Here is a 12,607-nt window from a genome sequence, read left to right on the forward strand (position 1 = left end):
CCAGTCGCCACCCGCGTATTCGTAGATACGGCGGAAGCTGACGTCCGGGGTTAAGTTCTTGTAATCTTTACAGGCCAGTTCACAGGTTTTACAACCGGTGCAGCGGGCGGAGTCAATAAAAAAGCCATATTGGGTGGTCATCGGTTACTCCTTACACCTTCTCAACCTGGACGAGATTCGTGTGCGATGGGTTGCCTTTCGCCAGCGGCGATGGGCGCTGGGTCGTCAGCACGTTGATAGAGCCTGCCTGATCGATACGTCCCGCATCCGGGTTGTACCAGGCACCCTCACCCAACGCCACGATGCCCGGCATCATGCGCGGTGTAACCTTGGCTTCAATATGCACTTCACCTCGGTCATTGAAGATACGAATGCGATCGCCATTAGCAATCCCACGGCTCTTCGCGTCCAGTGGGTTTATCCACATTTCCTGGCGACAGGCAGCCTGCAGCACATCAACGTTCCCGTAGGTCGAGTGAACGCGGGACTTGTAGTGGAAGCCCGTCAGCTGCAGCGGATATTTTCCAGCAAGCGGATCGTTGTAGTTTTCAAAGCCCGGGGTGTAGATCGGTAACGGATCGATAACATCATCTTCCGCCAGCTCCCAGGTTGCAGCGATTTTTGCCAAATCCTGTGAGTAGATTTCAATTTTACCCGACGGTGTGGTCAGCGGATTTGCCTGCGGATCTTCACGGAATGCTTTATAGGCAACGTGATGGCCTTCTGGATCGCGTTGTTTGAAAAGACCCTGCTTGCGGAAGGTGTCGAAGTCCGGCAGTTCCGGCACAGCTTGACGAGAGAGTTCATGCAGATGGCGCATCCATCCTTCCTGCGTCCGACCTTCGGTGAACTTCTGCTCTACGCCCATGCGTTTCGCCAACTCAGTGGTCATGTCATAAATGGTTTTGCACTCAAAGCGCGGTTTGATGACCTGATCGGTAAAGATGACGTAAGACATGTTGCCGCAGGAAGCGTCCAGCGCGAAGTCCATCTGCTCGGATGCGGTGCAGTCCGGCAGCAGAATATCGGCATACTTCGCCGACGACGTCATGTGGCAATCGATAACCACAATCATTTCGCACTTCTTATCATCCTGCAGAATTTCATGCGTGCGGTTAATTTCAGAGTGCTGGTTAATCAGACAGTTACCGGCATAGTTCCAGATCATTTTGATCGGCACATCCAGTTTATCTTTACCACGCACGCCGTCGCGCAGTGCCGTCATTTCCGGGCCACGGACAATAGCGTCGGTCCACATAAACATGGAGATGCTGGTTTCAATCGGGTTTTCCAACGTCGGCATACGCTCAAACGGCACCTCATAGGAGCCTTCACGCGCACCGCTGTTACCGCCGTGAATACCAACGTTGCCGGTCAGAATTGACAGCATCGAGATAGCACGGGTGGCAATTTCACCGTTGGCGTGGCGCTGCGGCCCCCAACCTTGGGAGATATAAGCTGGTTTTGCGCTGCCAATTTCACGTGCCAACTTCACGATCCGTTCAACCGGGATACCGGTGATGGTCGATGCCCACTCCGGCGTTTTCGCCGTAGCGTCATTGCCCTGACCAAGGATATAAGCCTTGTAGTGGCCGTTAGCCGGTGCGCCTTCTGGCAGCGTTTTCTCGTCGTAACCCACGCAGTACTTATCGAGGAACGGCTGATCGACCATGTTTTCGGTGATCATCACCCAAGCCAGTGCGGAAACCAGTGCCGCATCGGTACCCGGACGAATTGGGATCCACTCATCTTCACGACCCGCACCGGTGTCGGTGTAACGAGGATCGACGATAATCATACGGGCATTGGATTTCTGCCGCGCCTGTTCCAGATAGTAGGTCACCCCGCCGCCACTCATGCGCGTTTCGCCAGGGTTGTTACCAAACAGCACCACCAGCTTGCTGTTTTCAATATCCGACGGGCTGTTGCCATCGGCCCAGCCGCCGTAGGTGTAGTTCAGACCGGCTGCAATCTGCGCGGAGGAGTAGTCACCATAGTGATTCAGATAACCGCCGCAGCAGTTCATCAGACGCGCAATCAGCGTTTTTCCCGGTGGCCAAGAGCGGGTCAATGTGCCGCCAAGCGTACCAGTACCATAGTTGAGATAAATCGATTCGTTACCGTAGTCTTTGATTAAGCGCTGCATATTGTCGGTAATCAGGTCAAAAGCTTCATCCCAGCTAATACGCTCGAATTTGCCTTCGCCACGTTTACCTACGCGCTTCATTGGATACTTAAGACGATCCGGGTTGTAGACGCGACGGCGCATTGAACGGCCTCGCAAACAGGCGCGGATCTGATGGAGACCTTCGTAGTCATCATCGCCGGTGTTATCTGTCTCGACGTATTTAATCTCGCCATCGACAACATGCATACGCAGCGGGCAACGGCTACCGCAGTTCACCGTACAGGCACTCCAGGTGACGCGCTCTGCGGCCGTTGCTGGAGCAATCGCATCCGCAGCGCTGACAATACGGCTGAATGGGAGCGTCAACGCGCTGCTGGCCATCGCCAGTCCGCCGATTGCCGTGGTTTTCATCAAACCACGACGGCTGACCTCGGCTGCCAGTAAAGCATCGGGGGTTTCAGTTTTCATGGATACTCACTTCGTTGCTGACATTGAAAACATTGATCGTTATATAGTTATTTATATAACGAAATACTGTTATTGTAGTTTTTTATGCTGGGCGTTACTTAGGAAGGAGTATTAAGCGTTCTACCAGGAGAGGTATTGTTCGGTATCAATGTGAGACATAAAAAAAGCGCCTTTCGGCGCTTTTTTTTCAAAACGGTGAGAATTAACCAACAAATTCCAAACCGTTCATATAAGGACGCAGCACCGCAGGAACTTCAATGCGGCCATCGGCCTGCTGGTAGTTTTCCAGCACAGCAACCAAAGTACGTCCTACCGCCAAGCCAGACCCGTTCAGGGTATGCACCAGACGTGTTTTCTTGTCGGACTTACTGCGGCAGCGAGCTTGCATGCGGCGCGCCTGGAAATCACCCACGTTGGAACATGAGGAAATTTCGCGGTAGGTGTTCTGTGCCGGAACCCAAACTTCAAGGTCATAGGTTTTGCATGCGCTAAAGCCCATGTCGCCAGTGCACAGGATGATTTTACGGTACGGCAGGCCCAGCAGCTGCAGGACTTTTTCCGCGTGACCGGTCATCTCTTCCAGCGCAGCCATTGAATCTTCCGGACGCACTACCTGCACCATTTCAACTTTGTCGAACTGGTGCATACGGATAAGACCACGGGTGTCACGGCCATAAGATCCCGCTTCTGAGCGGAAACACGGCGTGTGCGCGGTCATTTTGATTGGCAAATCATCTTCATCGATGATTTCGTCACGAACCAGGTTCGTCAGCGGCACTTCTGCCGTTGGGATCAGCGCATAGTTGCTGCTGTCTGACTCTTCTTCCAGCGGACGAGTATGGAACAGATCGCCTGCGAACTTCGGCAACTGACCAGTACCGTACAGAGTGTCGTGGTTAACCAAGTAAGGCACATAGTTTTCGCTATAGCCATGCTGCTCGGTGTGAAGATCCAGCATGAACTGCGCCAATGCGCGGTGCATACGGGCAATCTGGCCTTTCATAACCACAAAGCGTGAGCCGGTCAGCTTAACGGCAGCGGCAAAATCCAGACCGCTGTGCATTTCACCCAGCGTTACGTGGTCGCGAACATCAAAATCAAACTCACGCGGCGTACCCCAGCGGCTAACTTCAACGTTGTCGTTTTCGTCACGGCCGATAGGTGCATCGTCATGAGGAACGTTCGGGATAGCCAGTGCGATATCGCGGATCTCAGCCAACAGAACGTCCAGTTCGGATTTTGCGGCATCAAGTTGTTCGCCGAGTTTATTCACTTCCAGGCGTAATGGCTCAATGTCTTCCCCGCGTGCTTTCGCCTGGCCAATGGATTTCGATCGCGAGTTACGCTCTGCCTGCAGATTTTCAGTTTCTACCTGCAGTACTTTACGACGCTCTTCAAGAACGCGAAGTTTATCTACATCCAGCTTATAGCCCCGGCGTGCCAGTTTTTCTGCGACTGCGTCTGGCTCTGTGCGCAGCAGATTGGGATCGAGCATGCTTATCCTATGCTTATCGAATTGAAAGTGGAGTATGTGACCGCAGCCTGCGGTCACAGAGGTACATCGACAACATTACCGCAACGACTGCGCTAGCGGTAGCGTTTTGTGTGGCTATTTTGATCCTGTTCAGCGAGCCAGGCGAGCTTTTCGCCAATCTTGCCTTCAAGACCCCGATTCGTTGGACGATAGTAGCGAGTTTGCGCCATTTCGCTGGGGAAATACTCTTCACCCGCTGCGTAAGCGTTAGGTTCATCATGGGCATAGCGATATTCCTGCCCGTAGCCCATCTCTTTCATCAGTTTGGTCGGTGCGTTGCGCAGATGTTCCGGCACATCATAATCCGGGCGTTCGCGCGCATCCGCCATCGCTGCTTTAAAAGCGGTATAGACGGCGTTGCTTTTTGGCGCACAGGCCAGATAAACAATTGCTTGAGCAATCGCGCGCTCGCCTTCTGCAGGTCCGACACGGGTGAAACAATCCCAAGCCGAAATCGCCACCTGCATGGCACGTGGGTCAGCATTGCCCACATCTTCAGAAGCGATGGCCAAACAGCGACGCGCCACGTACAGCGGGTCGCCACCGGCGGTAATAATCCGCGCATACCAGTACAACGCAGCATCCGGTGCGCTGCCGCGTACCGATTTATGTAGCGCGGAGATCAGATCGTAGAAACGATCGCCTTTGTTATCAAAACGCGCGCTGCGTTCACCGGCAATTTCCGTTAACAACTGTGGCTGCAGCACACGCTTGCCAGAAGCGTCCAGTTCGGCCATATCCGCCATCATTTCCAGCGTATTCAGCGCCCGGCGCGCATCACCGTTAACCAGCTCCGCAATGGCGCGGCGAGTTTCGTCCGGCAGGATAATATCCTGGCCGCCGTAGCCGCGAGCGTTGTCTTCCATTGCCTGAGTTAGCACATGCTCGATATCTTCGACAGTCAGCGATTTCAGCAGATAAACGCGAGCACGGGAAAGCAGCGCGGAGTTCAGCTCAAACGAGGGGTTTTCGGTGGTCGCACCGATAAAGGTAATCGTGCCGTCTTCAATATGCGGCAGGAAGGCATCCTGCTGGCTTTTATTGAAGCGGTGGACTTCATCAACGAACAAAATAGTACGCCGACCGGCGTTGCGATTTTGTCGCGCTCGCTCGATAGCTTCACGAATCTCTTTCACCCCGGAGGTGACGGCAGAGATTCGCTCAACGTCGGCATTCGCATAGCGGCCAATCACTTCTGCCAGCGTCGTTTTGCCGGTACCAGGTGGCCCCCAAAGGATCATCGAGTGCAGATGCCCAGCCTCAATGGCACGCGGCAATGGTTTGCCAGCGGCCAGCAAATGCTGTTGGCCAATATACTGCGCTAAATTTTCTGGCCGCATACGCGCGGCCAGAGGCTGAAAAGTATTATCGGAAAAATCGAGCGACAAATTGCCCACGCATGCCTCTTACTTACGCTGATCGTCCACCGTCACGCCCTTCGGCGGTGTAAAGGTGAATTTGGATGCGTCTACCGAACCGTTCTGCTGCGTTTTCAGCTGGTAGCTGCTGCGCTGATCGTCCTGCTCAATGGCGCTGAATTGATGGATAGTGCCATCACGACCCACATTAATGGTGAATTTCTTCAGATTGCCATTATTGCCGCGCGGCGTCAGGACAAAATCATCGCCGGTTTGCTGAATGTTGTACTGCTGCCAATCGCTGGCTTGGTTGCGAGCAATCAACATAAACGGCGTATTGCCGGTCGCGTCTTTCAGCCAGGTCGCCGTTGCCTGTTCAACAAACGGGTTATAGAACCACAGGGTTTTCCCGTCAGAGACCAGCACGCTTTCATCCGGCTGAGTCATATGCCAGTTAAACAGGTTCGGACGTTTAACCCACAGGTCGCCCTGACCGTCCTGTACCGCATTACCGCTACCGTCGGTCACTTTCTGGGTAAAACTCGCATGGAAGCTACTCACTTTATCCAGACGAGATTTCAGATCACCAGCGGCGTCTGCCCAGACGCTGCTAACAACAAAGCTGGAAAGTAATGCACAGGTGATGGCGAACTTTTTCATTGTTAATCCTTAAATAGCCTCATGCTCTCGCGAGGAGAGCCTCTGTCACCCACTCTATGACGCCATTTCGTGTGGTGACAGAAGAAAATGCTTAATTTTGACTTATTTACCCATCTTTGCAATCAGTCAAACGGCGGTGGTGCAAGCACCTCGCGGTTGCCGTTATGCCCCTGCTCGCTGACAATCCCCTGCGCTTCCATCTGTTCAATAATACGCGCAGCGCGGTTGTAGCCGATGCGGAATTGACGTTGGACGCCGGAGATCGACGCTTTTCGCTTCTGAGTCACAAAGTTCACCGCTTGATCGAATAAAGGATCCAGTTCTTCGCCGCCGTCAAAGCCACCGCCGCCGCCCTCGCTTTCGCTGTCGGAGGTAATGCCATCAACGTACTGCGGACGACCACGGGCTTTCCAGTCCTGAACCACGGCGTGGACTTCCTGGTCGCGGACGAACGCCCCGTGAACACGTACCGGGTTATTTGAGTTCGGCCCCGCGTACAACATGTCACCCATGCCCAGCAGTGATTCTGCGCCGCCCTGATCGAGGATAGTGCGGGAGTCAATTTTGCTGGAAACCGTAAAAGCAATACGCGTTGGGATGTTGGCTTTAATCAAGCCGGTAATGACATCAACCGACGGACGCTGGGTGGCAAGGACCAAGTGGATCCCGGCAGCACGCGCTTTCTGTGCCAGTCGAGCAATAAGCTCTTCCACTTTTTTGCCTACGGTCATCATCAGGTCGGCAAATTCGTCCACCAGCACGACGATATACGGCAGTTTTTCCAACACCGGATGGGTGGCATCCATGCTGTCGCCCGGTTTCCAGTATGGGTCCGGAATCGGACGTCCCATACGGGCCGCTTCGGCAATTTTTTCGTTATAACCCGCCAGATTACGTACGCCTAGCGCAGACATCAGCTTATAGCGACGTTCCATTTCATTAACGCTCCAGCGCAGAGCGTTGGCAGCGTCTTTCATGTCGGTAACGACTTCAGTCAACAGATGCGGAATGCCCTCGTACACCGACAGTTCCAGCATTTTCGGGTCAATCATGATGAAGCGAACATCTTCAGGCTGCGCTTTATACAGCATACTGAGGATCATGGCGTTCACACCAACCGACTTACCGGAACCGGTGGTACCCGCAACCAGCAGGTGTGGCATTTTGGCAAGATCGGCAACGACTGGTTCACCGGCGATATCTTTACCCAGTACCACGGTTAACGGTGATGGGTTATCGCGGAATTTGTCGCAGTCCAGCACTTCACGCAGGTAAACGGTCTGACGTTTTTTATTCGGCAGCTCAAGGCCGACATATGGCTTGCCCGGGATTACTTCCACCACACGCACCGCCACGGTCGAAAGCGAACGCGCGAGGTCACGGGAAAGGTTAGAAATACGCGCAGCCTTCACGCCCGGTGCCAAGTTCAACTCGAAGCGGGTGATAACCGGGCCAGGTGAATAGTTCACCACGTCGGCCTTAATACGGTAATCGGCTAGGCGAGTTTCAACCAGACGCGCCATTTGTTCCAGCGCAAAGGTATCAACCGGCTCCACTTCCGTCGGCGGTGGCGTCAGGAGATCGAGCGATGGCAGCGGCGTCGTTGGCCTCTGCAGCGGGCGATCGTCGCCGTTACGCATCAGCAACGGATGGATTAAGCTTTCCTGCGGCGGCGTTACCGGCTGCTGTACATGCTGTTGAGGTGGCGCATATTGTGGCTGCTGTACAGGCGCCTGTGGCTGTGCATACTGATGCGGCTGCGCCGGTGGCTGCTGCACATGCTGTGGCTGATGATAACTCTGAGCATGCTGTGGCGGCTGTTGCTGTGGCTGCTGATACGGCTGCGGCTCTGGCATCGCGCTCGGCGTAAACAGCGGCGCTTTCGGCGTGTCATCAACCAACGTTTTCATTGGCGAGAATTCATAATCCTCAGCCGAGTACGGACGGGCACCCTGCGGCTGCTCGCTGGCATAACGCGTCTGCTGCGATGCGGCAAACTGTCGTGCAAGCTCAGCTTCCGCAATGCTATCCGCATCATCTTCCTCAGCGGCATAATCCTCATGCGCGTTAGTTTCACCATAACGGGTGTGCTGAGACGCGGCAAATTGACGTGCCAGCGCATCCTGATGCAGCGCTTCGGCTTCGTCTGCGCTGAGATCATCGGCGCTTTCATGCTGATAATTATCAGCTTCACGCGCTGCACGCTCTTCAGCCATGCGCTGCGATGGCAGCTTGATCCCATAAGAAGCCAGCTCCCGACGCGTCGGTACCCGGACACGGTTCGGCGGTGGTAATTTCGGGCCAATGCCCTCTTTTACCTGCGGACGCGGTCCTTCGGCCGGGCTAAACAACGGCGCAGAAGTCGCAACGGCTGCGGCAGCACCTGCGGCGGCAGAAGCATGACGAACACTGGCGGCGACTGGCGCCACCGTAGAGGTCGGCTCAGGAACCGGAACGGATGCTGCGGTGGACGTGAAGACGCCGCGTTGTTCAACCGGCGCTAAAGGCTCAGGGATTGGTTGATACCATGCCTCCAGTTGCTCACGTTCACGCGCACGTTTCTCTTCAACTTCTTCAAAATAGTACATCGGTGGACGATGGGCTGGCTTAACCTCTTCTTCCACAGCCGGTTCCGGCTCAACCACTGGTGCTGTTTGTTCCTGAGCTGCGTAAGGTTGTTCATACGCGGGTGGCTCTGGCTGCGTGTACTGTGGTTCTTCATAAAGCGGTTGTTGCGGCTGTTCGTAAGCCGCTGGCTGAGGTTGCGCGTATTGCGGCTGCTCGTAGGCCGCTGGCTGCGGTTGCGCGTATTGCGGCTGTTCGTAAGCCGCTGGCTGAGGTTGCGCGTATTGCGGCTGCTCGTAGGCCGCTGGCTGCGGTTGCGCGTACTGCGGCTGCTCGTAGGCCGCTGGCTGCGGTTGCGCGTACTGCGGCTGCTCGTAAGCCGGTGGCTGCGGTTGCGCGTACTGCGGCTGTTCGTATGCCGCTGGCTGCGGTTGCGCGTACTGCGGCTGCTCGTAAGCCGCTGGCTGCGGTTGCGCGTACTGCGGCTGTTCGTACGCTGGTGGCTGCGGTTGCGCGTATTGAGGCTGCTCGTAGGCCGCTGGCTGCGGTTGCGCGTACTGCGGCTGTTCGTATGCCGGTGGCTGCGGTTGCGCGTACTGCGGCTGCTCGTAAGCCGGTGACTGCGGTTGCGCGTACTGTGGTTCCTGCGTACCGTATTCCGCCGCGCTTGCATGTTGCCATGCCGCATCAGGGCCAGAAACCGGCTGACTATCGGCAAACTGCACTGGCTGCGCGGTTTCCGCCGCCCACACTGGCACAGTCCCGACTGCCGCTGCGGCAGTGACAGATTCCGTCACCGTATGGCCGCTCAGCAACGGGTCAAACTCATCATAATCCGCCGTACGCGTTGCACTAGCTCCCGAGAACAGCACGTCGTCAGGATCAGCTTTTACGCTGTAACGCGCGGCCTCTTCTGGATCATCCATACGTCGGCCAGAGAATAAGGCTTCATCGGTCATGCGCCCCATCGGGTTGGCAAATTTTTCCGCGATACGTTTACGACGGGCCAACGCACCGCGCAGGATCCGGGCGCGACGGGATTCGTGCGACGCTTTCGACTTCTGCGCTACGCTGCCATCGTCCTCTTCGTATTCATCTTCGTACTCGTCTTCTTCAACCCAAGTGTCGTCACGACGCGTGCGGTTACTGGCGAAGGTAAGAATATTGAGGATCCAACTGCCCATTTTCTCGGCAATGCTGACCCATGACCAGCCGGTAAACAGCGTCAGTCCGGCGGCCCAGATACACAATAATGCGATGGTACCGCCGCTGCTGTGCAGCATTGGCTGCAGTGCGGTGCTCAACAGGCTGCCAATCACGCCGCCGGAAGCGAAATACCAAATATCGTCGGCGTTGATTGCCGCCAGACCGCAGGAGGTCAAAATGATGGCCAACACGCCGATTAAACGCAGCGAGACGGCAAAATAATCGATGTAATCTTCACTTGCCCGGCGTTTCCAGGCAAACCAGCAGGCACCCACGATAATCACCGGGATGGTGTACGCCATGACGCCGAAGATGAAGAACAGGGTATCAGCAAGCCATGCGCCCGAAGCGCCACATAAATTGTGGATAGGTTCATGCCAGGCCGTTTGCGACCAGCTGGGATCGGAAGGATTGAAGCTCAGTAGTGCGGCCATTAACCAAACGGCAAAAATGGCGCATAAAAGGAGTAACGCCTCAAGGAGTCGGCGTCCGCTGCTGAGTTTTGTTAGTTTGACTTCTTTGTCTTCTGTATATTCCTGGCTCAAGAAAGGCTCTCCAGGTGCCAATGCTAAAAACGGACAACAGTGTCAGATTGCGCTGACACTGTTGCTGTATGGATTAACAGGAGTGTAATCAAACTACGCTGATTTTGCACCTGTTCCGTTTTAGCGAGTCTTAATTACCAGACGATTACTCTGTTTGACCTCTTCCATCACGACATAGGTACGGGTGTCGTTGACGCCAGGCAGGCGCAGCAGAGTCTCGCCCAGAAGCTTACGGTAGGCCGACATATCCGGCACACGCGTTTTCAACAGGTAGTCGAAATCACCAGAAACGAGGTGACATTCTTGAATTTCTTCAAGTTTTTGCACTGCGGTGTTAAATTGCTCAAATACATCCGGCGCACCACGATTCAGAGTAATCTCAACAAATACCAGCAGTGATGCATCCAGATAATGTGGGTTTAACAGCGCAGTGTAACCCTGAATAAAACCCTGTCGTTCCAGGCGACGTACGCGCTCAAGGCACGGGGTCGGAGAAAGTCCTACTCTTTTGGAAAGCTCGACGTTCGAAATACGCCCATCTTTTTGCAGCTCATTCAGAATGTTGCGGTCGATGCGGTCGAGATCTTTGCCAGGGCGTTTTTTACTATCTACCATTATTATTGTCTCTCTGTATTCCTTCCCTACTCCTGTCTTGACTCTGTGCACTTCACTGTTCAGAGCCTTATCCCGATTTCAATACGCCGTTGTTGCTGCAACGACGCATATCCCAGGGTATGCGTATGAGAAGCCCCGGCGCCGCAAGGACAGTCTCCGACATCACGTATGGTATCTGTCCACACCATACGTAGATTTCAGTGAACCGGGTAAAAATGGCATTTGCGTGCATGAAAATTCACCACACGCGAAACACTGCTTTTCTTCTTCCTTGAATGTTGTCGCAAAAGCACAGGGGATTGTCAAAGTAAAACATCTTTTTTTAGTACAACATGCCAGATATTCATTATCACCCGGGCTTGATTCACATGTAATCGTCTTATAATTCCATAGCGCGCAGTAGAAATAGTTATATTTTTTGATGCTAAAATAGTCAATCAATCGGCCTGTTCTATTGCACATATCGTTAACAAAATCGCTGTGCTCTTTTTTTACGTCTACAAATTCCCTACAATCCAGACCAATGACTGCCAACAATTATGGGGATCTCATGGGCACGGCCAAACACAGTAAGCTGCTAATCCTTGGTTCTGGACCTGCGGGATACACCGCTGCGGTCTATGCTGCACGCGCAAATCTGCAACCGGTACTGATTACCGGAATGGAAAAAGGCGGTCAGTTGACCACCACGACCGAAGTGGAAAACTGGCCTGGCGATCCAAACGACCTGACCGGTCCACTGCTGATGGAACGTATGCATGAGCATGCGGCTAAATTTGAGACCGAAATTCTTTTCGATCACATCCACAGCGTTGACCTGCAGAACCGTCCGTTCCGCCTGACCGGCGACAGCGGCGAGTACACCTGCGATGCGTTAATCATTGCTACCGGCGCTTCAGCCCGCTATCTGGGTCTGCCGTCGGAAGAGGCCTTTAAAGGTCGTGGCGTTTCCGCCTGCGCAACCTGTGACGGTTTCTTCTATCGCAACCAGAAAGTCGCGGTTATCGGTGGTGGTAACACAGCCGTTGAAGAAGCGCTGTACCTGTCAAACATTGCCTCAGAAGTGCACCTGATTCACCGTCGTGATTCATTCCGTGCAGAAAAAATCCTGATCAAACGTCTGATGGATAAAGTAGAAAGCGGCAACATCGTGCTGCATACCAACCGTACGCTGGACGAAGTCACCGGTGACCAAATGGGCGTGAGCGGACTGCGTCTGCGCGATACGCACAACACCGACACCGTGGAATCTCTGGACGTCGCGGGTCTGTTTGTTGCTATTGGTCACAGCCCAAACACCGGAATTTTCCAAGGTCAGTTGGAACTGGAAAACGGCTACATCAAAGTGCAGTCCGGTATTCACGGTAATGCCACGCAAACCAGCATTCCTGGCGTCTTCGCCGCAGGCGATGTGATGGACCACATTTATCGTCAGGCAATCACCTCTGCGGGCACCGGCTGTATGGCCGCGCTGGACGCAGAACGTTACCTCGACGGTCTGGCTGACGCTTGCAAATAATCTTTACAA

Annotated in this window: 8 protein-coding genes; 1 reads left to right on the forward strand and 7 read right to left on the reverse strand. The window is 54.3% G+C overall.

Annotated elements, in window-relative coordinates; all coding sequences use genetic code 11:
• The 7 genes from AB4K05_RS03580 to lrp form a co-directional block, all read right to left on the reverse strand.
• A partial coding sequence (locus AB4K05_RS03580; RefSeq protein ID WP_048481461.1) for a 4Fe-4S binding protein occupies nt 1–141 on the reverse strand: 141 nt, incomplete at its 3' end.
• 10 nt (nt 142–151) lie between these two features.
• Nucleotides 152–2,596, reverse strand: a complete 2,445-nt coding sequence (dmsA, locus tag AB4K05_RS03585; RefSeq protein WP_368478648.1) for a dimethylsulfoxide reductase subunit A — start codon at nt 2,594–2,596, stop codon at nt 152–154.
• Nucleotides 2,597–2,798: 202 nt separating this feature from the next.
• Nucleotides 2,799–4,091, reverse strand: a complete 1,293-nt coding sequence (serS, locus tag AB4K05_RS03590; protein WP_368478649.1) for a serine--tRNA ligase — start codon at nt 4,089–4,091, stop codon at nt 2,799–2,801.
• Nucleotides 4,092–4,183: 92 nt separating this feature from the next.
• Nucleotides 4,184–5,527, reverse strand: a complete 1,344-nt coding sequence (gene rarA / locus AB4K05_RS03595; protein WP_368478650.1) for a replication-associated recombination protein RarA — start codon at nt 5,525–5,527, stop codon at nt 4,184–4,186.
• Nucleotides 5,528–5,536: 9 nt separating this feature from the next.
• Nucleotides 5,537–6,148 carry an outer membrane lipoprotein chaperone LolA gene (gene lolA, locus AB4K05_RS03600; protein WP_368478651.1) on the reverse strand — a complete coding sequence of 204 codons (612 nt, stop codon included), beginning with the start codon at nt 6,146–6,148 and terminating at the stop codon, nt 5,537–5,539.
• A 122-nt stretch (nt 6,149–6,270) separates the two neighbouring features.
• On the reverse strand, nt 6,271–10,464 hold the full coding sequence (gene ftsK / locus AB4K05_RS03605; protein ID WP_368478652.1) for a DNA translocase FtsK: 4,194 nt from the start codon (nt 10,462–10,464) through the stop codon (nt 6,271–6,273).
• Nucleotides 10,465–10,584: 120 nt separating this feature from the next.
• The gene (lrp, locus tag AB4K05_RS03610; RefSeq protein ID WP_000228473.1) at nt 10,585–11,079 is read right to left on the reverse strand and encodes a leucine-responsive transcriptional regulator Lrp; all 495 of its coding nucleotides are present in this window, start codon (nt 11,077–11,079) and stop codon (nt 10,585–10,587) included.
• A gap of 550 nt (nt 11,080–11,629) precedes the next feature.
• Here lrp and trxB point away from each other — a divergent pair.
• Nucleotides 11,630–12,598, forward strand: coding sequence for a thioredoxin-disulfide reductase (gene trxB, locus AB4K05_RS03615; protein ID WP_368478653.1), 969 nt, complete (start codon nt 11,630–11,632; stop codon nt 12,596–12,598).
• Nucleotides 12,599–12,607 lie beyond the last annotated feature (9 nt).

Origin of the sequence: Kluyvera sp. STS39-E (genome assembly GCF_040932435.1) — a bacterium.
GTDB lineage: Bacteria > Pseudomonadota > Gammaproteobacteria > Enterobacterales > Enterobacteriaceae > Kluyvera.

Bases quoted from the DNA above. Each gene is read 5' to 3' on its own strand.
- dmsA (WP_368478648.1), bottom strand. From the start codon at position 2,596: ATGAAAACTGAAACCCCCGATGCTTTACTGGCAGCCGAGGTCAGCCGT.
- serS (WP_368478649.1), bottom strand. From the start codon at position 4,091: ATGCTCGATCCCAATCTGCTGCGCACAGAGCCAGACGCAGTCGCAGAA.
- lolA (WP_368478651.1), bottom strand. From the start codon at position 6,148: ATGAAAAAGTTCGCCATCACCTGTGCATTACTTTCCAGCTTTGTTGTT.
- lrp (WP_000228473.1), bottom strand. From the start codon at position 11,079: ATGGTAGATAGTAAAAAACGCCCTGGCAAAGATCTCGACCGCATCGAC.
- trxB (WP_368478653.1), top strand. From the start codon at position 11,630: ATGGGCACGGCCAAACACAGTAAGCTGCTAATCCTTGGTTCTGGACCT.